20 protein-coding genes are annotated in these 20891 nt (G+C 62.3%); 9 read left to right on the forward strand and 11 right to left on the reverse strand.

Annotated features, from left to right (window positions below):
• A partial coding sequence (kdsB, locus tag VFO93_RS11610) for a 3-deoxy-manno-octulosonate cytidylyltransferase (RefSeq protein WP_325134537.1) occupies positions 1–647 on the reverse strand: 647 nt, incomplete at its 3' end.
• Positions 648–976: 329 nt separating this feature from the next.
• Here kdsB and VFO93_RS11615 point away from each other — a divergent pair.
• From VFO93_RS11615 to VFO93_RS11640, 6 genes are all read left to right on the forward strand, one after another.
• Positions 977–1903 carry a LysM peptidoglycan-binding domain-containing protein gene (locus VFO93_RS11615; protein ID WP_325134538.1) on the forward strand — a complete coding sequence of 309 codons (927 nt, stop codon included), beginning with the start codon at positions 977–979 and terminating at the stop codon, positions 1901–1903.
• 142 nt (positions 1904–2045) lie between these two features.
• Positions 2046–2846, forward strand: coding sequence for a TIGR02757 family protein (locus VFO93_RS11620; protein ID WP_325134539.1), 801 nt, complete (start codon positions 2046–2048; stop codon positions 2844–2846).
• Positions 2847–2941: 95 nt separating this feature from the next.
• A complete protein-coding gene (locus VFO93_RS11625; RefSeq protein WP_325134540.1) occupies positions 2942–4309 on the forward strand; it encodes a peptide-N-glycosidase F-related protein in 1368 nt (455 codons plus the stop codon).
• Between the two features lie 287 nt (positions 4310–4596).
• Positions 4597–5256: a hypothetical protein gene (locus tag VFO93_RS11630; protein ID WP_325134541.1), complete on the forward strand. Its 660-nt coding sequence runs from the start codon at positions 4597–4599 to the stop codon at positions 5254–5256.
• A gap of 169 nt (positions 5257–5425) precedes the next feature.
• Entirely contained in the window at positions 5426–5689 is a 264-nt protein-coding gene (locus VFO93_RS11635; RefSeq protein WP_325134542.1) for a hypothetical protein, read from the forward strand.
• Positions 5690–5894: 205 nt separating this feature from the next.
• Positions 5895–8330, forward strand: coding sequence for an endonuclease MutS2 (locus VFO93_RS11640; RefSeq protein ID WP_325134543.1), 2436 nt, complete (start codon positions 5895–5897; stop codon positions 8328–8330).
• A gap of 430 nt (positions 8331–8760) precedes the next feature.
• Here VFO93_RS11640 and VFO93_RS11645 read toward each other — a convergent pair whose 3' ends face one another.
• The 5 genes from VFO93_RS11645 to murB all read right to left on the reverse strand — a co-directional run bounded on the left by VFO93_RS11645 (position 8761) and on the right by murB (position 12890).
• The gene (locus VFO93_RS11645; protein ID WP_325134544.1) at positions 8761–9138 is read right to left on the reverse strand and encodes a DUF3037 domain-containing protein; all 378 of its coding nucleotides are present in this window, start codon (positions 9136–9138) and stop codon (positions 8761–8763) included.
• Positions 9125–9922 (reverse strand): HipA family kinase, encoded by a 798-nt coding sequence (locus VFO93_RS11650; protein WP_325134545.1) that lies wholly within the window; start codon positions 9920–9922, stop codon positions 9125–9127. The genes VFO93_RS11645 and VFO93_RS11650 overlap by 14 nt, the downstream gene beginning before the upstream one ends.
• Positions 9923–9981: 59 nt before the next feature.
• Positions 9982–10455, reverse strand: a complete 474-nt coding sequence (locus VFO93_RS11655) for a hypothetical protein (RefSeq protein WP_325134546.1) — start codon at positions 10453–10455, stop codon at positions 9982–9984.
• Between the two features lie 147 nt (positions 10456–10602).
• Positions 10603–11748: a putative sensor domain DACNV-containing protein gene (locus VFO93_RS11660; protein ID WP_325134547.1), complete on the reverse strand. Its 1146-nt coding sequence runs from the start codon at positions 11746–11748 to the stop codon at positions 10603–10605.
• Between the two features lie 95 nt (positions 11749–11843).
• The gene (gene murB / locus VFO93_RS11665) at positions 11844–12890 is read right to left on the reverse strand and encodes a UDP-N-acetylmuramate dehydrogenase (protein ID WP_325134548.1); all 1047 of its coding nucleotides are present in this window, start codon (positions 12888–12890) and stop codon (positions 11844–11846) included.
• A 97-nt stretch (positions 12891–12987) separates the two neighbouring features.
• Here murB and VFO93_RS11670 point away from each other — a divergent pair, with 97 nt between their 5' ends.
• Positions 12988–13539 (forward strand): RNA 2'-phosphotransferase, encoded by a 552-nt coding sequence (locus VFO93_RS11670; RefSeq protein WP_325134549.1) that lies wholly within the window; start codon positions 12988–12990, stop codon positions 13537–13539.
• A gap of 146 nt (positions 13540–13685) precedes the next feature.
• Here the strand turns inward: VFO93_RS11670 and VFO93_RS11675 are convergent, their stop codons facing one another.
• Entirely contained in the window at positions 13686–14240 is a 555-nt protein-coding gene (locus tag VFO93_RS11675; RefSeq protein ID WP_325134550.1) for a hypothetical protein, read from the reverse strand.
• Between the two features lie 195 nt (positions 14241–14435).
• Here VFO93_RS11675 and treA point away from each other — a divergent pair, with 195 nt between their 5' ends.
• Positions 14436–16058 carry an alpha,alpha-trehalase TreA gene (gene treA, locus VFO93_RS11680; protein WP_325134551.1) on the forward strand — a complete coding sequence of 541 codons (1623 nt, stop codon included), beginning with the start codon at positions 14436–14438 and terminating at the stop codon, positions 16056–16058.
• Between the two features lie 192 nt (positions 16059–16250).
• Here treA and VFO93_RS11685 read toward each other — a convergent pair whose 3' ends face one another.
• From VFO93_RS11685 to VFO93_RS11700, 4 genes are all read right to left on the reverse strand, one after another.
• Positions 16251–17651, reverse strand: a complete 1401-nt coding sequence (locus tag VFO93_RS11685; RefSeq protein ID WP_325134552.1) for a sugar MFS transporter — start codon at positions 17649–17651, stop codon at positions 16251–16253.
• Positions 17652–17728: 77 nt separating this feature from the next.
• Entirely contained in the window at positions 17729–18586 is an 858-nt protein-coding gene (locus VFO93_RS11690) for a DUF3825 domain-containing protein (protein WP_325134553.1), read from the reverse strand.
• Between the two features lie 66 nt (positions 18587–18652).
• Complete coding sequence (locus VFO93_RS11695) at positions 18653–18799, reverse strand: hypothetical protein (RefSeq protein WP_325134554.1); 147 nt, start codon at positions 18797–18799, stop codon at positions 18653–18655.
• A gap of 34 nt (positions 18800–18833) precedes the next feature.
• A complete protein-coding gene (locus VFO93_RS11700; RefSeq protein ID WP_325134555.1) occupies positions 18834–19568 on the reverse strand; it encodes an NYN domain-containing protein in 735 nt (244 codons plus the stop codon).
• Between the two features lie 56 nt (positions 19569–19624).
• Between VFO93_RS11700 and VFO93_RS11705 the strand changes: the two genes are divergently transcribed.
• Positions 19625–20785 (forward strand): THUMP domain-containing class I SAM-dependent RNA methyltransferase, encoded by a 1161-nt coding sequence (locus VFO93_RS11705; RefSeq protein WP_325134556.1) that lies wholly within the window; start codon positions 19625–19627, stop codon positions 20783–20785.
• The last annotated feature ends 106 nt before the right edge of the window (positions 20786–20891 follow it).

Raw genomic sequence — 20891 nt, forward strand, 5'->3', positions numbered from 1 at the left:
TCGAGCCAGCGCAGCTGCTCCAGGCTTTCGGCCACTTCGAGGGGCGAGGGCGGCAGCTGCGTGAGCTGGCGCAGCACGTCGGGGCGGTAGGCGTAGAGGCCCAGGTGGCGGTAGTAGGGGTGGTGCAGCAGCCACTCGGCCTCGGGCTGCTGGCGCTGGTAGGGCAGGGGGTGGCGGCTGAAATAGAGCGCCCGCCCGCGCCGGTCGGTCACGACTTTGGGCAGGTGCGGGCTGAATAATTCTTCGTCGGTAATCACCGGCTTGATGAGCGTGGCAATGTCGGGCGGCGCGGGCTGCTCAAACAGCGCCACCAAAGCTTGTATCTGCGCGGGATGAATGAACGGCTCATCGCCCTGAATATTAACGATGCAGCCCGCGTCGGCCGGCTGGCCTAGCTGCTCGAAGGCCTCCCACACGCGGTCGGTGCCGCTGGGGTGGTCGGCCCGCGTGAGCACGGCCTCGCCCCCGAAGCCCAGCACGTGGTCGAGGATGCGCTCGTCGTCGGTGGCGACTATCACGCGGGCCAGCCCAGCCTGGCGCGCCTGGCCTACCACGCGCTGAATCATGGTTTGGCCGCCCAGGTCGACCAGCGGCTTGCCGGGCAGGCGGGTAGAGGCGTAGCGCGCCGGAATGATGCCAATGGCCATACCTGTTGAGTTAAGAGTGTTGAGTTGAGAGTTAGGAGTTAGGCCAAAAACAGCTGTTTCTGTAAGCGCAACCAACTAATTGCACCCGAACGGCCCGCCTTGTGGCGAGGGCTTCGTTACGCTCACCAAGACAGCCGGTTGGCGGATTGCCTGAATTTTCAAATTTAAATAAAGCAACTTTCAGCAAGTCAAGCCAGTTGCCCGCCGCCTCTTTTTGGCCCTGAAACTACGGTTGCCGGGCGGCTGGCTATTTACTTTGCCCTTTGCTGGCCCCGCGCCCCGGCCCTTTAGCTATAGGGTTTGGTATATTATTAGCTTCGCTTCCGCGCATGAGTTTGTTAGCTTCCTTGTTGATACTGAATACCCTGCACGGCCCGCTGGCCGCGCCGGCTACCGTTGCCCCCGCCGATTCTATCGGGCAGGAATTTCGCGGCGGGCAGCGCTTTGTGCGCCACCGCGTGGCGCAGGGCGAAACCATGTACGCCCTGGCCCGCCGCTACCACGTGTCGGTAGAGGTGATTACCGGGGCCAACCCGCAGCTCAAAAACGGCCTCGCCATCGGCGAAGTGGTGCTGGTGCCGCGCCCCGGCGGTGCGCGCGCCGCCGCGCCCGCCACGGCCAGCGCCCCCGCCAAAACGCCGGCCACTACCCCGGCCGCCAGCGGCAGCGCGCCCGCCCGCTACACCGTGGCCAAAGGCGAAACGCTGTTTGGCATTGCCCGCCGCTTTAGCCTCTCGCCGGCCGAGCTCATCCAGCTCAACCACCTGCCCGATGGCGGCACCGTGCGCGTGGGCCAGGAACTGCTGCTGCGCGCCGCCGGCGGCGACGCCGCCCCCGTGGCCGCCGCGCCCGCCCGCCCCAGCGAAGCCCCCGCGCCCACGCTCCGCGTAAACCCCAACGCGCCGGCCCAGATTGCGACCATCACCACCGCCAAGGAGGCCGACGCGCCGCCCGTGGAGCGTGCCCCCACCCGCGCCAGCGAGGTAGTCACCCGCGTGACGGAGAGCGGCATTGCGGCTACCATCGCGGGTAGCGGCACCGACAAGTATCTGGCCCTGCACAAAACGGCGCCCGTGGGTACCATCATGCAGGTGCGCAACCAGATGAATGGCCAGTCGGTGTACGTGCGCGTGATTGGCGAGCTGCCCGACACCGGCGAAAACTCCAATATGCTGGTGCGCCTCTCGCCCCGCGCCGTGCAAAAGCTCGGCACCAACGACGCCAAGTTTCGCGTCGAAACGAGCTACGTGCCATAATCACTGATTAGCACGAATTTTAACGGATTCCACGGATTTTGTGGACGATTTTTTGGTTAGATAAAGAAAGGCCGCGTTAGCGGCTTTTTCTTTTGGTTGCTCGGTGAGCACCTGCGTGTTGCGTTCCTTAAAAACAACTTTCTTGAAAACTTCCCTTTCGGAGTCGCCTACAAAATCCGTGAAACCCGATAAAATCCGACAAATCCGTGATTTGCTCGACGAGCGCGTGGCCCGCCACAACCAGCCGGCCTTCATTACCAAAGACCCCATTAGTATTCCGCACCAGTTCACGCGCTTGCAGGATGTGGAAATAAGCGGCCTTTTTGCCGCGCTGCTGGCCTGGGGCCAACGCCCTACTATCCTCAAGAAAACGGCCGAACTGATGGCGCGCATGGACGACGCGCCCTACCAGTTCATAACCCAGCACCAGGACGAGGACTTGAAGAAGCTGCTGGGCTTTTGCCACCGCACGTTTTGCGATACCGATTTGCTGTATTTCGTGCACTGGCTGCGCTGGTTTTACGAAGGGCATGAGTCGCTGGAAGACGCCTTTTTGCACGGCGCCACCATGCGCGAGCGGCTGGTGAATTTCCACGACCTGTTTTTCAGTTTGCCCGATGCGCCCGCCCGCACCCGCAAGCACGTGGCCACGCCCGCCCGGGGCTCGGCCTGCAAGCGCCTCAATATGTACCTGCGCTGGCTGGTGCGCCACGACGCGGCGGGCGTCGATTTTGGGCTGTGGCGGCGCATTGCGGCCAGCGAACTCATCTGCCCCATCGATGTGCACGTCGAGCGGCAAGCCCGTTTGTTGGGTTTGTTAAAACGCGAAAAAGTAGACTGGCAGGCCGCCGAGGAGCTCACCGCTAACCTGCGCCTGCTCGACCCCACCGACCCGGTAAAATATGATTTTGCGCTTTTTGGTGAAGGGGTGGGCCCGGCGTAGGCGATTGGGGCTGGAAGCCGTTCATATTCCTATATTTACCGCCAGCCGCCCAAACTAAAACCCCGGCCACCAATAATCCTTAACCAAACTGTGGTATGAAAAAAACGCTACTTTTTCTCGGTGTAGTGCTGCTGGCACTCGTCCGCCAGCCGCTGGCCGCCCAAACTACCATCAACGTCTTCAATGGCGTGCTGTACTACGATGGCTACGCCGCGACCGTGACCAACCCGGCCCCGCCGACGGGTGTTATCCGGCACCGCAACGACTTGTATGCGCGCCGGCTCACCGCCACCGAAATTCAATCCATCGGCACGCTGCTGACGATGAAAGTGACCATCGCCGCCGCTTGCGACAACTACGACCGCATCGGCAACGTGAACCTGGCGCTCGTGCCCAAAGGCGCTACCACCTACGTGCCCGCCGACGTGCAGCACATCGAGATAGCGCGCTACATCACGCCGTTTATGGACAAGAACAAGACGCCTAGCTCGGTGTCTTACGACTACGAAATCAGCAACATCGCGGCGCTGCTCAAGGAAACCAGCCTGAGCGCCAACTACGATTTCTGGGTCGAGCTGCAGGTGTTTGGCGTGCCTTACGCCGCCAACACGCAAATAGCCGGCTGCACGGGCCGCACCGACGTGTTCTACGGCTCGCTCGATTTCACTACCAACGCGCCGGCCCCCGCCCAAAGCGCCAACGTGCTGCGCCCGCTGCTGTACCAGGCCAGCCTCAACAACTACCAGGCGAGCGCCACCGACACGCTGGGCAAAACCACCCGCACCGTCAATTTCATTCTGCCCGTGGGCCTCACCGACGCAGCCCTGTTTCTGGTTACCTCCAACCACGGGGCCAACAGCGGCGGTGAAGAGTACAACCGCCGGATGCACTACGCCTACTTCGACAACGTGTTGAAGCTAAGCTACAAGCCGGGCCGCGTGTCGTGCGAGCCCTTCCGCCAGTACAACACCCAGGCCAACGGTATTTATGGCCCTAGTGCCCAAACGAACGCCCAGTGGCAGTCGTTCAGCAACTGGTGCCCCGGCGACAAAATCGACATCCGGCGCATCAACCTGGGCCCCCTGGCGGCCGGCAGCCACAGCTTCCGCATCCGCGTGCCTGATGCCGCCTTCGCGGGTGGCCAGGGCGACATCCCCACTTCGGTGTACCTGCAAGGCAAAACGAGCGGCGTGCTGAGCACGGCGGGCAGCCGCACGGCTACCGGCGCGTTTTTCCTCTACCCCAACCCCTCGGCTGGGCTCGTGACGGTAGCCAACCCCGCCGGCGTGGCCGTGCGCGAGCTGGTAGTGCGCAACTCCCTGGGCCAGGTAGTGCACCGGGCCGCCGGCAGCACCGCGCCGCAATTCACGCTCTCGCTCGGCAGCCTGGCCGCCGGCACCTATGTCGCCGAAATCCGCACCGCCGATGGCGTGGCTACCCGCACGTTTCAGGTAGCCCACTAGCTGCCGGTTTCACCCTCATCTATAAATGGCCCCACCGACGCACTCGTCGGTGGGGCCGTTTTGCTTGTCGGGCTTGCGCGGCGCGCAGGGCCAAGCTGCGCTGCCTGCCGTATAGTGCGCTATGCTTAAAAATTCGAAAGGCCCCGAACTGCCCGCCTGGGTATTTCTGGCGTTGCGGCTGGGCACGCTGCTGGCGGTGGCTGTGGCGGCGGTGCTCATTGCCCAGTGTAATGAATAATAATGGCCTGACGATAAAGGGCCACAGGATTCACTTGCCGACCTGCGCGATGCAACAGCAATTTGCTTTGAAACTGTGCGATTATCGCCTGTACGTTTGGCTAGGCATTGCAGGTATGCTGGCTGCGTTTCTGGTTGCTGCTTTACTGGCTTCTCAGGCTACCGCCGGGGCCTTGCAGCTAGCCATACTGGCGACGGTAGGCGGGGCCGGCTTCTGCGGAGTGTATTGGCTGCTGAGAAAAGCAACTATTCGTGTTGCCCACCTCACCGTGGATGTCGCTGGCTTGACGGTGCATTACCCTTCCTGCGGCAAGACTACCCATATAGCCTTTGATGAAGTGGTATCGTACCGCGATGAATGGCTGCGTGACGGCCGCGAGCTGCGCTTTCGGTTGCGTTCGGGCGAGAAGGTGCGGCTGGCCACCAATGATTTTCTGGCCCCTGCCGAAGGCTACGCTCCTTTGTTGCAAGCCGTGCAGCGTGCCATTGCGCAACGCAACGCTGCCGACCCTGCTATCACCCGTGAGAAAAGCTTCTTCGAGAAACCCTTTGCCACCATCCTGCTGGTGGTTACTGGCGTGCTGCTGCTGCTGGCAGCGGGGGAGATGCTGATTGGTCGCAAGCCATTTCAGGGTAGCTTTCTTACGGCTGCCGCTACTTGGGGCGCTTACTTCTTTATGTGGCGCGCAGCCAGAGCAAACCGCCGCTAGGATGGAATTTCAGGTAGCGCGCATCATCGGGGTGAGCTTTAGCTTGCTCTACAAGCCACCAAAAAGCCCGCCGCCCATGCCCTCGACTTTCATCAAAGTACCGCAAACGCTCCAGGCCCCGTCTTGTGTATCCTGGCTGCTAGGGCAGCGATTGCTACATTTTTTACTGATGCGGGTTGTCTTCTTCTGGGTGCCCAAGGCTAGTCCCGACTACGATAGACGCGCAGGCGACGTAGCCTACTGGCTGGTGGAGGTAGAAGACGGCCGTGCCGAGCGTGAAATCGGCTTCAACGCCCAGGGAAAGCCCATTTTGCACGCGCCCACCGACCGCAACATGGGGCTCTGGACCGACTCCGACCGCGAATTTGCGGTAAGCGAGTTTGAAACGGTGGCCGCCACCGAATTTGAGCGGTTTTGGGCGGCGGTAAGCTAACGCTTACCCTACATTGCTCTGCTATCACCGGCAGCAGGGCGGCTTCGGCGGCGGGGTAGCGCGGGCCTAGCCAGCGGGGTTGAGAACTCGCACTTCAGTTTTTAACCTCAGAAACGCCTCAATCAGCGGCGCTGGCGCGAATCTTCCCGCCCGCAGCCGTGTTTTACCTTTGCAACTAGATATCAGATTTTCCGCTCGTTTCGATTTGTTAGTACCCCAGAATTTCGAGGCCAAGATTGGCTTTTCTACCCTCCGCGAGCTGCTGGAGCAGCTGTGCCTCTCGGCCCTGGGCCGGCACTACGTGGCCAAGATGGAGTTTGTCACCGACCACGAGCGCCTCGCCAAGCTGCTGGCCCAGACCGACGAGTTTGCCCAGCTGCTCAACGGCGGCTCCGAGTTTCCGGGCGCGTTTTATTTCGACGTAACCGTGCACCTCAAGCGCGCCTCGCTGCCGGGCGCGTACCTCGACGTGGCCGCGTTCTACGAGATTAAGATGAGCTTGCGCACCATCCGGGCGGCGCTCACCTTCTTCACCCACGCTCCCGAAAACCTGTACCCCAACCTGCGTCTGCTGGGCATCGGCATTCAGGCCGACCGCAACCTGCTGGCTGCCCTCGACAAGGTAGTGGATGATGAAGGCCACGTGCGCGACGACGCCTCGCCGCTGCTGCGTCAGATTCGGCAGGAGCTCCATCAGCGCCAGGGGCAGTTGCGCAAGCAGCTCGCCAGCATCCTGCGTCACGCCAAAAGCGAAGGCTGGGTGCCCTCCGACTCCGAGCCCACCATCCGGGGCGGGCGCCTGGTGCTGCCCGTGGTGGCCGAGCACAAGCGCCGCCTGCGCGGCCTCATCCACGACGAAAGTGCGTCGGGCCAGACCGTATTCATCGAGCCGGCCGAGGTATTTGAGCTCAACAACGACATCAAAGACCTCGAAAACGCCTACCAGCGCGAGCTGATTCGCATTCTCACCAGCCTCACCGACCAGCTGCGCCCGCACCTGCCCGACTTGCGCAAGGCGTATAACTACCTGGGCTTGTTGGATTTCATTCGGGCCAAGGCCCGCCTGGCCCGCGAGCTCGACGCCCAGCTGCCCGAGCTCAGCAGCAAGCCGCTCATCCGGTGGCGCGGCGTGCGGCACCCGGTGCTGGCGCTCACCTTCAAAGAGCAAAACAAGGCCGCCGGCAAAGACGGCGAGAAGCGCGAAGTAGTGCCGCTGGACATCGAATTGACGCCCGAGCAGCGCATCCTCGTCATTTCGGGGCCCAACGCGGGCGGCAAGTCGGTGTCGTTGAAAACCGTGGGCTTGGTGCAGTACATGCTGCAATGCGGCCTGCTGATACCGTGCGACGACTACTCGGAGGCCGGCATGTTTGAGGATATTCTGCTGGACATCGGCGACGAGCAGAGCCTCGAAAACGACCTTTCGACCTACTCCTCGCACCTGCTGGCCATGAAGCAGTTCGTGACCGTGGCCAACAAGAAGAGCCTGGTCTTGATTGACGAGTTTGGTACCGGCACCGAACCCAGCCTGGGCGGAGCCATTGCCGAGGCCGTGCTGGAGCAGCTTAACAAGGAGCGCGCCTTCGGGGTGATAACCACGCACTACACCAACCTCAAGAACTTCGCTGAGAAAACCGACGGCCTCATCAACGGGGCCATGCGCTACGACCCCGAGCGCCTGCAACCGCTCTACCGCCTCGAAATGGGCAAGCCAGGCTCGTCGTTTGCCATCGAAATAGCCCGCAAAATCGGCCTGCCCCGGCAGCTCGTGGAGCGCGCTACCCAGCTGGTGGGCAAAGATAAAATCCGATACGACCGCCTGCTCGAAGGGCTCGAAAAAGATAAAACCGAGCTCGAAGCCCAGCTGCGCGAAACCGAAAAGCTGCAAAAGGGCCTGCGCAAGTTCACCCAAGAGTACCTCGACCTCAAAACCAACCTCGAAGACAACCGCCTCGCCCGCCTGCGCGACGCCAAGCAGCAGGCCCAGCAGCTGCTGCGCGACACCAACCAGCAAATTGAGGCCACCATCACCGAAATCCGCCGCTCGCAGGCCGACAAGGAAACCACCAAGCAGGCCCGCGAAAAGCTCGATACCTTCGTGCGCGAAAAGCTGCAAGTGGAGCCCCCCAAAGCCCGCCCCAGCCGCGAGCTCGCCGACCCCAACACCCTGCACCCCGGCGACCGCGTGGCCATCCTGGGCCAGGAGGGCCACGGCGAGGTAGTGAGCGTGAAAGGCAAAACCGCCGAGGTGCTCTTCGGCGGCCTCAAGACGCTGGTGAAAGTGGCCCAGCTCGAAAAGCTGAGCCGCGCCGAAGTGCGCGAGCGCGAAGCCGCCGCCCGCAAAACCGCCGCCGCCAACACCGGCCCCACGCTCGACATGACCGGCCGCATGGCCAGCTTCAGCCCCACGCTCGACCTGCGCGGCGAGCGCGCCGAAGACGCCCTCACTAAGCTCATGTCCTTCGTGGATGACGCGGTGATGCTCGGCATCCCGGAAATCAAAATCCTGCACGGCCGCGGCAACGGCGTGCTGCGCCAGATAGCCCGCGACTACCTGCGCCGCAACCGCACCATTGCCAGCGTGGGCGACGAGCACGCCGACCGCGGCGGCGACGGCGTGACGCTGGCCGTGCTGAAGTAGTAGGTTACTTGCGCTTGACTTGAACCTTAAAAAGGGGAGCCACTGCTTAGTGGCTCCCCTTTTTAAGTAGTATACCAACTTAGCTAATAATGAATGGACACAATTAACTTGCTCTTAATTGGTAAGGTTTGTCGCTATAACTATTTCTGCCATGCATATGCCGCCTCTCGCCTACGTCATCAATATTGTAGGTGCTATACTATTGATGATACTCGGATTATATTCAATTTTTGACCCCCGAAAAGCAATTGAACTTATGGGAAAAAATAATACCCTAATAGAAAATACTCCGGAGGATTCCTGGTGGCAACGTCACTTTGTATTGTTAAGGATATCAGGGGTAATATTCATAACTGTGTCAGTGGCAACAGTGGTATCTACAGTTCGCAGCTTATTCAGTTAGATAGTCTCACAAGGCTGAAGCATAAGGCTACCCCACCAACTCCGCAAACAGCCGCGCCAGCGTGGCCCCGGCATCCACGCACAGCCCTGGGTGCACGGCCGAGGTCTGCACCACCGTGCTGCGCTGCGCCGTGAGCCAGCGAAAACGCGAAGCCACCGCCAGCTGCCCAATCGGCCCGCCCTCGGCCCGGCCCCGGCAAATGCGCTCGAACGCACGCAGGCGCGCGCGCAGGTCTTCGACGTCGAGCGTCGGGCCGGTGAAGGCAAGTAGGCGGGCTTCGTTGAGCTCGGTTTTTACTTGCAGAAAGCCTTGGGATGCGCAGTACAGAATCACGCCCACGTTCAGAAATTCTTCGCGCTCGACGCGGGGCACCACCCGCAGCACGGCGTACTCAAATAGCGGCATGGCGGGCGTTCTGGGCTTCTTGCACAAATACTTCGGAGGCGGCCACGCGGGCCGCCAGAAACTGCACGTACTCGGCGCGCCGCTCGGCGGGCGCGAGGGCCGAGGACTCGTCGGTGAGCCACTCGTCGGGCACCAGGGCCACGATGGCGCGCAGCACCTCGGGCGTGAGGCGGGCGCGGTAGTCGGCATCCACGGCGGCGAGTTCGCTGGCCTGGGGCAGCAGCACGTGGTCGCGCACCTGCGAGAAGGGGCGGGGGCGCGGCTGCGCCCAGTCGGGGCCGGTGTGGTGCACGTAGAGCGCCGCGCCGTGGTCAATGAGCCACAGTTCCTTGTGCCACATTAGCAGGTTAGTGTTGCGGGCGGTGCGGTCCACGTTCAAGGTCAAGCAGTCGAGCCACACGATTTGCGAGGCCAATAGCGGGTCTACCCTGGTCACGAGTGGGTCGAAGGTGCTGGCCCCGGCCAGGAAGTGCAGCGCCAAATTCTGGCCTACGCTGGCCTTCAACAAGTCCTGGATTTCCTCGTCGGGCTCGGTGCGGCCGAAGGCTTCGCTGAGCTCGCAGAACACCAGTTCAGGCATTCGCAAGCCCAGAAAGCGCGCAATCTCGCCAACTATCAGCTCGGCTATCAAGACCTTGATGCCCTGGCCCGCGCCCCGAAATTTGACCACGTACTTAAACCCATCGTCGGCCTCGACCAGCGCGGGCAGCGAGCCGCCTTCGCGCAGCGGAATGATGTAGCGCGCGACGTGCACGGTGCGCAGGGCAAGGTCGGGAATGGGCATGGAAGCGTAACGAGAAAAGGCCCGCAAAGGACGGGCCGCGCCGGCAAAACAGGAAAGGCTTAACGCGCACCCAGCAGCCCGGCCAGGCCTTTGACATTGAGCCGGGCGAAGCTGCGCACGCGCTCGAAGCGCGCCTGGGTGGTGGCCAGCTCCTCATCGGGCGGTAGCTGGCGGGGCACCTGGGTAGTGAGGCGCTCGAATACCGTGGCGGCGATGTCAAGGTAGCCGAGCAGCAGCAGAAACAGCTGCTTCTTCTCGTCTTCCGAGTAGCTTTTGGTGCGGATGGCTTTGGTGAGGGTGTCCAACTGCGTGGTTTCGTCGGTGAACAAGTCGCGCAGGGCCGTGCGCTGGCGGTGGTACTCGGCCAGTGATTCTTCCTCCACGGCGGCGGGCGAAAAGGGGAACGTATCGGTAAAGGCTACCGCTTGGGCAAAGGCAGCTTCGGCTTGGTAAATAAGGGCCAGGTGCTTTTGCAGGCTCGCCCAGAGGCCGGTGCGGGCACGCTCGAAGGCGGTGCTAGTGGGTTCGGTCATGGGGTGTTTTAGAGGAGGTTTGTTACCGGGTGAGGTCGGGACGTAGCGCGAACTTTGTAGTTCGCGTTCGTTGGCGAGCACCCAAGCAAACGCGAACTACAAAGTTCGCGCTACCGTCCGGTTGCCTCGCCAAGCTGGAGCTTGGCGTTACAGCAGCAGCACATCGATGCGGTGGGCGTGTACCATCTGCAAGGTTTCCGACCAGCTGAAAACCGTGAAATTGCCATCCTGCGACGCTACCAGGGCCACGCCATCGTGCTGGTCGTGCACAAACTGCGCGGCGGCCAGGTGGCGGGTGCCGCCGTTTTTGGCGGGGTGAATGATGGTGCTGGTTGAGCCCACTACCGGCTCGGTTACAATCAATTGCTCGACCGGCGAGCCGATGGCGCTGCGTGTCACTTTGGCCCCGAAGGCCAGCAGGGCATAGTCGCGGGTGAGCACGGTGGCCCCGTCTACGGCCGTGAAGCCGCCCACGGTCGAAATAGTATCGAGCAGGTTTTCCTGCCAGTCGCGGTGGGTGTGGTCGGGCTGGGCCAGCAGGGCCGGGATGCCGTTGTAGGGCGGATGCACGGGGTAGCTCAGCGGCTGCACGATGGAGGCGCGCCAGGCGTCGGAGCCGGGCGGCACCAGCAGCACCAGCGCCCCGCGCCCGTGGGCGCGCATGGCGCGGGCCAGCTCCAGCAGCACCTCCACGCCGGGCGTGGTGCCGGGCGCGGTGGTCGAGAGCGCGATGTCGGGCAGCGATGCGCTCAGAGCGGGGTAGTCGGCCAGGCCGTGGTTTTCCTCATCCACGAGGCGCACATGGTCGCCGCGCAGCACGGCCACGTTCACAAATTTGCCGAAGCCGTCGGCCCGGCGGTGCTTGGCCACCAGCAGGCCCGGCTCCACCACTTCCAGCACAAAGCACACCGGCGGAATATGCGTGACCGTGCCCCACACGTACAGGCCGTGCTCATCCTGCCCAATGCCCAGGTGAATGCCCGGCTGCTCCACGGCCGGCGCCAGCTTAGTCACCGACTGCGGCGTGAGGCGCAGCCGGTGCGCAAACAGCAGCGGCCGCTGCGCCGCCTCGGGGGCCAGCAAAGCCAGCGAAATGCGCGGCGGCCGGCCCTCCTCGCGGCGCAGGCTGGCCCAGAAAGCCACGTCAATCACCGCCTCGATGAGGCCGGCTGGCGGGGGCGGGGAGGGCGGCGCGCTGCACAGGCGGGCGGCGGCGGCCCAGTGCTGGGCAAAGTGCACGGCCAGCGCGGGCGCTACCATGCGGGCAGCCAGGTAGGTAGGTTCGGAAAGCATGGGGGGCGGAAATCTCCGCAGAAATTCGCAGAAGTTGAAAGCCAAACCGGGGCGGTACGTCCGGGGTTTGGCCGCCCTGGTCGCTACCTGCTGCCTTACAGAATATTCACCTCGGGGTGCAGCTCGATGCCAAACCGCTCGCGCACCGTGCGGATAATTTCCTCGGCCAACTCGCGCAGCTCTTGCCCGGTGGCGCCGCCGTGGTTGACCAGCACCAGCGCCTGGCGGTCGTGTACGCCGTGGGTGCCCGCGCCCGTGCCGCGCCGCAGCCCCTTGAAGCCGGCCTGCTCGATGAGCCAGCCAGCGGGCACCTTCACGCCGCCCGGCACCGGGTAGCCGGGGATGTTGGCGTGGTGGCTTTTGAGCTCGTCGAACTTATGCTGCGACACCTCGGGATTTTTGAAAAACGAGCCCGCGTTGCCGATTTCGGCCGGGTCGGGCAGCTTCGAGCGGCGGATGCGGACCACGGCCTGGCTCACGTCGCGCGGGGTGGGCTCGGTGTCGATGCCGAGGTCGGCGAGCGTGGTTTGGATGTCACCGTAGCGCACGTTAAGCGGGCGCTGGGCGGCGGCGCGGTGCAGCCGCAGCACCACGGCCGTTACTACAAACTGGTTTTTAAGCGGGCCCTTAAATACGCTTTCGCGGTAGCCAAAGCCGCATTCTTCTTTGCCAAAAACCCGCAGCTCGCCGGTCTTGATTTCTACCGCCTCCAGCCGCTCGAAGGTGTCTTGTAGCTCGGCCCCGTAGGCCCCGATATTTTGCAGCGGGGCCGCGCCCACCGTGCCCGGAATGAGCGAGAGGTTTTCGACGCCGTGCAGGTCTTCATCCAAGGCGTACTCAACCAGGCCGTGCCAGCTTTCGCCGGCCCCGGCGCGCAGCAGGGCGCTGTGGGTTTCGGCATCTTCGGCGATTATTTCCAGGCCTTTAATCTCGTTTTTCAACACCACGCCGCCGAAGTCCTGCGTCAGCAACAGGTTGGAGCCGCCGCCCAGAATGAGTAGCGGCCCGGCCTGCACCTCGGGCAGCGCCAGCAACTGGCGCAGCGCATCGGCCGAGGCGAAGCGGGCAAAGTAGCGGGCCTGTACATCGAGGCCAAAGGTGTTGTAAGGGCGGAGCGAAACGTGTTCTTCGAGGTGCGGCATGGCGCAAAGGTCGGGCCGTAGCGCGGACTTTTAGTCCGCGAGTGCCCAGCGACTACCTAGCCGCTCGCGGACTAAAAGTCCGCGCTACCTTCACCGTATGGACCCGAAAGCCGCCACCCGCCTCAGCAAGTTTCTCAGCCGGCACCTGCGCCACCAGCCCCAGGCCATCGGCCTCACGCTGCAAGCCGGCGGCTGGGTCGCGGTAGCCGACCTGCTGGCCGCCTGCGCCGCCCACGGCCACCCCATGAGCCGCGACGAACTGGAGGATATCGTCGAAGATAATGACAAGCAGCGCTTTGCCTTCGATGAAGCCGGCCAGCGCCTGCGCGCCCAGCAGGGCCACAGCGTCGAAGTCGATTTGCAGCTGACGCCCGCCGCACCGCCTACTGTGCTCTACCACGGCACCGCACCGGCCGCGCTACCCGCCATCCGGGCTTCGGGCTTGCAGAAAATGAATCGCCACCACGTGCACCTCACCACCGACGAGGCCACCGCCCGCCGCGTGGGCCAGCGCCGGGGCCGCCCGGTGCTGCTGGCCGTGGAGGCCGCCGCGCTGCACGCGGCGGGCGGCGTGTTTTACCGCTCGGGCAATGGCGTGTGGCTGGTGGAGGAGGTGCCGCCGCAGTACGTGCGCGAGCTGCCGGGCTAACGCTAACCTCACCCCCTAGCCCCCTCTCCAAAAAAGAGGGGGGACGAGCCTTAGTTCTAGCTTCTAAAAAATTAATTATTAGAGCTAAAGCTAGTCCCCCCTCTTTTTTGGAGAGGGGGCTAGGGGGTGAGGTTCCACGTTAGGGCCTACGGCAGCGTCGCCCGCACGTTGAAGCGCGAGTCGGCGCGCACCTCCGTGTTCTGGCGCAGGGTTTGGGCCAGCTCGGCGGTGGTGGTCAGCGTGTACGAGTTGCCTTTCAAGTATATATCAAGGTTGCTGCCGGCCGGGTTGAGGCTGATGCTCGTTTGGCCGGTGGGCACGCTGGGCAGCGAGGCCAGCAGCACCTTGTTGGAGCCCGCCGCATCGGTAGCGATGTAGATGCTGATGCTCTTCAGGAAATCAAAATTCTGCGTGCTCGGGTTGGTGACGGTGAGCGTAAGGCGGTCCAGCGTCACGTCCTTCACGTAGTCGGCCGAGGTGTTGTTGTTTTTATAGGTGCTCTGCGCCGAGGTAGGCACCGACACGCCCGGAATGCTCAGTGCCACCCCCGGCGGCACGAAGGGCGTGCCCGGAATGGTGAAGCTGTTGGAGTCGCTGACCTGGAAGGTGAAAAGCTCCACGATTTTTTTGCAGCTCGCGGTGCCCAGAAGCAGGGCGGCCAGTACTAGCAAGTAGGATTTTTGAAAGATGATATTGCGCATAAAGTAGTTTGTGATAGGTTAAAGGGTATTTTATTGATAAGCACAAATATAAAAGCTGCGCGCGTATAAAGCCCAGCTTGTTCGCCGCTTTCGGCGAGCTGGTAGCCCAACCGCTATTTTGCGTGGGTAAGCGGCCCGTTTTGTTAGCTGAATCGCTGGGCGGCTCACCCACGCGCTATCCCCACCCACTTTGTCATGAAATACCTTCTTCTCAGCGGCTTGCTCGTGGCCGCCGGCCCGGTGGCCGCCCAGCGCGATGCCCCGCCCGCCCAAAGCGCCGCTACCGTGCGGCAGGCGGTCAACCTGCCCACCTTGCCCACGCCGCGCCAGCTCTACCCCGGCCTGTTCGAGGCCGTGCAATTGGGCCGCATCTACGCCGACAACAAGACCTTCGTAGATGCCCTGCCCACCGCGCCGCCCACCGAGATAGTGGCCGCCTACGAGCGCTTGCGCACCCAGCCGGGCTTCGACCTCAAGACCTTCGTGGGCCAGTATTTCAAGCCACCCGTGGCCGCTACCGACGTGTACCGCAGCAACATCAAGGCCGGCATCCGCGCCCACCTCGATACGCTTTGGACGGTGCTACGCCGGCCGGGCCAGGCAGAGGCCGCGCAGTATTCGTCGCTGCTGCCGCTGCCGCGGCCGTACCTGGTGCCGGGCGGGCGCTTCCGCGAGATTTATTACTGGGATTCGTACTTCACGATGCTGGGCTTGCGGCAGGCGGGCCGCACGGCGCTGCTGCGCGACATGGTGGCCAATTTCGGCTACCTCATCGACCGCTACGGGCACGTGCCCAATGGCAGCCGCACGTACTACCTCACGCGCTCGCAGCCGCCGTTTTTTGCCCTCATGGTGCAGCTGCTGGCCCAGGCCGAAGGGTCGGGTAGCCAGGCCGTGGCGCAGTTCCGCCCCCAGCTCAAGCAGGAATACGCCTACTGGACCAGTGGCGGCGACCAGCTAGCGCCCGGTACCGCCGCTGGCCGCACCGTGCGGATGCCCGGCGGCGAGCCCTTGAGCCGCTACTGGGACGACAGCGACCAGCCCCGCGAAGAGTCGTACCAGGAAGACGTGGCAGCCGCCAAAAAAAGCCGGCAGCCCGCTTCCGAGTTCAACCGCAATATCCGCGCCGCCGCCGCCTCGGGCTGGGATTTCAGCTCGCGCTGGTTTACGCCGGGCAAGGGCCTGGAAACCATCCGCACTACCAGCCTCGTGCCCGTCGATTTGAATTGCCTACTCCTGACCCTGGAGCAAACCCTGACCAAAGCCGCCAAGCAGGCCGGCGACTCGGCCGAGGCCAAGCAATACCGGAAGGCGGGGCAGGCGCGGGCCGCCGCCATTCGAAAGTATTGCTGGGATGCGAAGGCGGGCTTTTACGTCGATTACGACCTGCCGCAGCGGCGGCCCGCGCCGGTGCATACGCTGGCCGGGGTGTTTCCGCTGGCCTTCGGCGTCGCTACGGCCGACCAGGCCAAAAAGGTGGCCGGGCACCTGCAAAACGAGTTTTTACGCCCCGGTGGCCTGCTCACTACCACCAACCCCAGCGGCCAGCAGTGGGACGCCCCCAACGCCTGGGCCCCCCTCGAATACCTCTCGATAGTGGGCCTGCGCCGCTACGGGCACCAGCCGCTGGCCGACACCGTGGCCCACCGCTGGACGCGCCTCAACGTGCGCGTCTTCACCCAAACCGGCAAGCTGCTGGAGAAATACAACGTCGAGAAAACCGACCTGCTGGCCGGGGGAGGGGAGTATCCCTTGCAGGATGGGTTTGGGTGGACGAATGGGGTGCTGCTGATGCTGCTGAATGAGGAGAATCGCTAATCTTAAGCGGGGCACCTCACCCCCCGGCCCCCTCTCCAAAAAAGAGGGGGAGCCAGACGAGTTGAGAGTTAGGAGTTTTGAGTTGAACAAATGGCTAACTCTTAACTCAACACTCAAAACTCTCAACTCAAATCTGGCTCCCCCTCTTTTTTGGAGAGGGGGCCGGGGGGGGAGGTTACACCGGCTGGGAAGCTACCGCACCCGGTACCCGCGCAGCGCATAGTACAGCAAATACGCATAGCACAGCGCGGGCACCAGAAACGCCGCCCGCAGGCCGCTGTGGGTCGAGATGTAGCCCATTAGCAGTGAGAGCACCGCCCCGCCCACGATGCCCATTATCAGGTACGACGAGCCTTGCTTGGTGAACGCGCCCAGGCCCTTGATGGCCAGCGGGAACACCACCGGCCAGATGATAGAATTGCAGACCCCGCAGAGCACGATGAGCCACAGCGCCGTTTCGCCGCTGAGGCCGATGGAGGCCAGCACCAGCAGCGTGCCCGCCGCGCACACGCCCACCAGCAGCGGGCGGTCGGGGAAGCGGCGCAGCAGCGGAATGCCCACGATGCGCCCCAGCATCAGCCCAAACCAGTAGGAAGCCACCAGCACCGCGCCCACGGCCGGCGTGAAGCCGTGGCTGGTATCGAGCGGCAGGGGCGTTTTGCCGATGACGAGCAGGCCGTAGTTGGTTATGGCATTGAGCTTTTGCACCAAGCCCTGCGTGAACTCGCTGAGCTGCCCGATGTGCTGCGCCTGCCCGTAGCGAATGAGAAAATCGCCCAGCCCGACTTCGGCCCCCACGTACACGAAAATGGCCACCACGCCCAGCACCAGGTGCGGGTAGGCTAGCGCCGAGTGCCGCCCGGTGAGCGCCGCGCCGGGCGCGGCCTCGGCCTCTTCCTCGGCCGGAATGCTTTCGAGCACCGGCAGCCGCACCACGAAAAACAGCACCGCCAGCACCACCAGAAACCCCGCCAGCCCAAGGTAAGGCGTTTCGACCAGCGCCGCCTTGCGCGACAGGCGCTCGGCTAGGGGCAGGGCGGCGAGCTGCTTGTTGAGCAAGTCCACGTTGCCAAACAGCAGCAGGCCGCCCACCAGCGGGGCCAGCGTGCCACCCAGCCCATTGGCCACGCCCACGATGCTGACGCGGCTGGCCGCCTCGCGGGCCGGCCCCAGCACGCTCACGTAGGGGTTGGCCGCCACTTGCAGCAGCGTAATGCCCGCCCCCAGCAAGCTCAGCCCACCCAAAAACAGCCCGAACGCCCGCGTTTGGGCGGCGGGCACGAACAGCAGCGCCCCGGCCGCCATCACGAGCAGCCCCAGCACGATGCCGCGCTGGTAGCCAATGCGCCCCAGCACCCAGCCCGCCGGCAGCGACATGACGAAGTAGGCCGCAAAAAACGCGAACGGCACCAGCGACGACTCCAGGTCGCTGAGCTGGCACACGTCTTTGAGGTGCGGCATGAGCACGCCGTTGAAGTTGGTAACGGCCCCGAAGAGCAGAAACAGCAGCGTCATCAGGGCCATCGGCCCAGCGTAGGAGCGGGTGGGAGCGGCCGTCGCCGTCGCCGCCGCAGTAGTAATAGGAGTAGCCATACGGGCCGGAAGGTACAAAAAAAGCCGGCCCCGTAGGGCCGGCTGGGGGGATATAATTTAAAGAACTGTACCCACAACTAAGGGTGTAGCCAATCACTTGATGGCCGCACAATAAGTCGTGCGTTACTATATGCCATAGGTAGTGTGAAGCAAGTGAGCCCTATGTAAACATGGTCGGCATCATCTACATCAATAAAATCTTCATTTGTAGTGCCATCTTCGAGAAGTTCGCTTGTAGAACTAACTCTGTCGACAACTAATGCTAGAAGGTCAGACTGATTATTTCGTTCAATCTTGAGAGGAAGTAGTAATTGTATTCTATCCGTTTCTCTGGGATTGTCTGACCATCGCATTTGAGGAATAGCAATTTTATAGTTGCTCCTTACTAGTTTTTTCACTTCTTCTAGCGCTCCATACAAGGTTTGACGCAGTTCAGATGGGCTCATCGGTCCAAGTTTTTGAATCCATCTGTCCCTGTTGTCTTGTAAAATATGATTATACCTAACTAATAATTTGTTTCTTGGATTAAATAACAAGTCAGAAGGATTAAAGAAATAGTCCGCAGTCTGTGGTAAATTTCTACTAAAGTTTCCTGCAATTGCAGAATCGCTTTCAAAGAAAAAGCCTTTCAATATGTATGAATCTTTTTCGCGGTGTTTCTCAAAAAAGCCATATATATCTTCAAGCTCATCGCTTACTAATCCGGTATTAAATGCGGCAAATTTTCTGCTAGCTGTATAAACAACTTTATCTTCCCTGTAAATCTTCTTGAAGGTGTAATCTAAATACCTTCTCAGAATAGCAAACGGTCTTGCATCATAGCTCCTATATTCTTCTGAAAAAGTCCAAGGCTCTCCCTTCATAGCCTGCTCTTCAGCAAGACGTCTTAATTTCTCGTCATAGTGGTAGGTTTCTGCAAACTGAGTCAATACCATGGCTGATTAAGTTAAAGTGATGATTAAATATTGATTGCAGTTGCAATATATAAATAATGCTTGTGATTAAGGCTTCATTCGCACAATTTTCCCTTCCTGCATCACCACCACCTCACTATTCTTCTGCCGCTTGAATTCCAGCATTCGCGCGTAGGCGACTTTCAAGCCGGCTGCTATTTTCTCGTGGCGTTCTAACTGCTGCTCCAGGGTCATTAGCTTCTTTGGTTTCTACTACAAGATACCGCTGCTACCGCTGCCGCAGGTAAATGTGCTTGCCGGGGGCGTTGTCGAGGCTGCGCTCGTCAATCTCGAACAGGCCGGTTTCGCGCACCAGCGGCAGCAGCTTGGGGAAGCCGTAGTGGCGGGCGTCGAAGTCGGGCTTGCGCTTGAGCAACAGCGTGCCGAGCGAGGCCAGAAACGTCCAGCCGTTTTCGTCGGCCAGGTCGGCGGCGCTTTGGCGCAGCAGCTCGGTGAGCTCGGCGTCCAGGGCTTTGAGGGGCGCGGGCGGGGTAGAGGCGGCGGGGGCTTTGGGAGCCGCGGGCGTGGCCGGCGCTTTTAGCACCTCAATGTAAATGAACTTGTTGCAGGCCGCGATGAACGGGCGGGGCGTTTTCTTTTCGCCCAGGCCGATAACCAGCATCCCGGCCTCGCGCAGCCGGATGGCCAGGCGCGTGAAGTCGCTGTCGCTCGACACCAGGCAAAACCCATCGACCTTGCCGGTGTAGAGCACGTCCATCGCGTCGATTATCATGGCGCTGTCGGTGGCGTTTTTGCCGGTGGTGTAGCCGTATTGCTGCACGGGCACGATGGCGTTTTCGAGCAGCACCGCCTTCCAGCCGTTGGCATTGGGCTTGGTCCAGTCGGCGTAGATGCGCTTGATGGTGGGCGTGCCGGAGCGGGAAATTTCTTCCAGCATCTGCTTCACGTAGGCGTGGGGCACGTTGTCGGCGTCGATGAGCACGGCGAGCTTGTGGTCGGGCATGGTAGGAGAGGCGGCAGGATGCCGTTGCAAAGTAGCCAGGCCCGACCTTTGCCCCCATGTACCTAACCGCCACCACCCAGTTTGGCCTCGAAGAAGTGCTGGCTGCCGAATTGAGCCAGCTCGGCGCCACCATCGACCACGTGGGCAGCCGCGCCGTCGAGTTTAGCGGCGACAAAAAGCTGCTTTACAATACCATCCTCTGGAGCCGCACGGCCATGCGCCTGCTGCGCCCCTTCGCCGACTTCTACGCCCCCGACGAGCGGGCGCTCTACGACGAGGTTTTTCACATCGACTGGAGCCGCTACATCGCACCGGGCCAGACGTTTGCCATCACGGCCGTGGTCAATAAGTCGAGCTTCGAGCACTCGCTCTACGTGGCCCAGCTCACCAAAGACGCCATCGTGGACCAGTTTCGGGAGCGCACCGGCGAGCGCCCCAGCATCGACACCCGCAACCCCGACATCCGCATTCACCTGCGGATGCTCGAAAACGAGGTGATTCTGAGCCTCGACGCGGCCGGCGACTCGCTGCACCGCCGCGGCTACCGCCAGGGCACCAACGAAGCCCCCCTCAACGAGGTGCTGGCCGCCGGCCTTATCTTGTTGAGTGGCTGGGATAAAAAGAGCCCGCTCATCGACCCGATGTGCGGCTCGGCCACCATCCTCACCGAGGCCGGGCTACTGGCCCAGCGCATCGCGCCGGGGCTGTTTCACCAAGGCAAGTTTGGGTTTGAAAACTGGCCCGACTTCGATGCCGCGCTGTGGCAGCAGCTGCGCCAGGAGGCCAAGGCCCAGCGCATTGAAGAGCCGCAGGCCTACCTCGCCGGCTCCGACCTCGACCCCCGCGTGCTCGACCAGGCTGCCGCCAACATCGAAGCGGCTGGCCTCGACGAGTGCATCCGGCTGAGCGTGCGCGACGTGCGCGACGCGCAGCCGCCCAAGGACCTGGCCCCCGGCCTCGTCATCACCAACCCGCCCTACGGCGAGCGGATAGGGGAGGAGGCCCAGATGGACGCACTGTATAAAACGATTGGCGACGCGCTGAAAACGAATTTTCAGGGGTTTGAGGCGTTCGTGTTTACGGGTAATCTGGAGGCGGCCAAGGCCATCGGGCTGAAGGTGTCGCGGCGGATACCGCTCTTTAATGGGCCAATTGATTGCCGGCTGCTGAAGTATGAGCTGTACCGCGGGTCGCGGCGGGTGCAGGCTCAGGCGTAGAACCTCACCCCCCGGCCCCCTCTCCAAAAAAGAGGGGGAGCCTAACGCCTTCTTGACGTGAGCTAACGTCCGCTAGCGGTCGGCTCCCCCTCTTTTTTGGAGAGGG

The organism is Hymenobacter sp. (assembly GCF_035709525.1).
In the GTDB taxonomy this organism is placed as follows: Bacteria; Bacteroidota; Bacteroidia; order Cytophagales; family Hymenobacteraceae; genus Hymenobacter.

Excerpts from the sequence above, each read along its gene's own strand:
- VFO93_RS11635 (WP_325134542.1), top strand. The coding sequence starts at position 5,426 with ATGCGGGTTGTCTTCTTCTGGGTGCCCAAGGCTAGTCCCGACTACGAT.
- VFO93_RS11695 (WP_325134554.1), bottom strand. The coding sequence starts at position 18,799 with ATGACCCTGGAGCAGCAGTTAGAACGCCACGAGAAAATAGCAGCCGGC.
- VFO93_RS11670 (WP_325134549.1), top strand. The coding sequence starts at position 12,988 with ATGGACCCGAAAGCCGCCACCCGCCTCAGCAAGTTTCTCAGCCGGCAC.
- VFO93_RS11645 (WP_325134544.1), bottom strand. The coding sequence starts at position 9,138 with ATGCCGCTATTTGAGTACGCCGTGCTGCGGGTGGTGCCCCGCGTCGAG.
- treA (WP_325134551.1), top strand. The coding sequence starts at position 14,436 with ATGAAATACCTTCTTCTCAGCGGCTTGCTCGTGGCCGCCGGCCCGGTG.
- murB (WP_325134548.1), bottom strand. The coding sequence starts at position 12,890 with ATGCCGCACCTCGAAGAACACGTTTCGCTCCGCCCTTACAACACCTTT.
- VFO93_RS11690 (WP_325134553.1), bottom strand. The coding sequence starts at position 18,586 with ATGGTATTGACTCAGTTTGCAGAAACCTACCACTATGACGAGAAATTA.
- VFO93_RS11650 (WP_325134545.1), bottom strand. The coding sequence starts at position 9,922 with ATGCCCATTCCCGACCTTGCCCTGCGCACCGTGCACGTCGCGCGCTAC.
- VFO93_RS11660 (WP_325134547.1), bottom strand. The coding sequence starts at position 11,748 with ATGCTTTCCGAACCTACCTACCTGGCTGCCCGCATGGTAGCGCCCGCG.
- VFO93_RS11655 (WP_325134546.1), bottom strand. The coding sequence starts at position 10,455 with ATGACCGAACCCACTAGCACCGCCTTCGAGCGTGCCCGCACCGGCCTC.
- VFO93_RS11630 (WP_325134541.1), top strand. The coding sequence starts at position 4,597 with ATGCAACAGCAATTTGCTTTGAAACTGTGCGATTATCGCCTGTACGTT.
- VFO93_RS11615 (WP_325134538.1), top strand. The coding sequence starts at position 977 with ATGAGTTTGTTAGCTTCCTTGTTGATACTGAATACCCTGCACGGCCCG.
- VFO93_RS11675 (WP_325134550.1), bottom strand. The coding sequence starts at position 14,240 with ATGCGCAATATCATCTTTCAAAAATCCTACTTGCTAGTACTGGCCGCC.
- VFO93_RS11625 (WP_325134540.1), top strand. The coding sequence starts at position 2,942 with ATGAAAAAAACGCTACTTTTTCTCGGTGTAGTGCTGCTGGCACTCGTC.
- VFO93_RS11700 (WP_325134555.1), bottom strand. The coding sequence starts at position 19,568 with ATGCCCGACCACAAGCTCGCCGTGCTCATCGACGCCGACAACGTGCCC.
- VFO93_RS11705 (WP_325134556.1), top strand. The coding sequence starts at position 19,625 with ATGTACCTAACCGCCACCACCCAGTTTGGCCTCGAAGAAGTGCTGGCT.
- VFO93_RS11685 (WP_325134552.1), bottom strand. The coding sequence starts at position 17,651 with ATGGCTACTCCTATTACTACTGCGGCGGCGACGGCGACGGCCGCTCCC.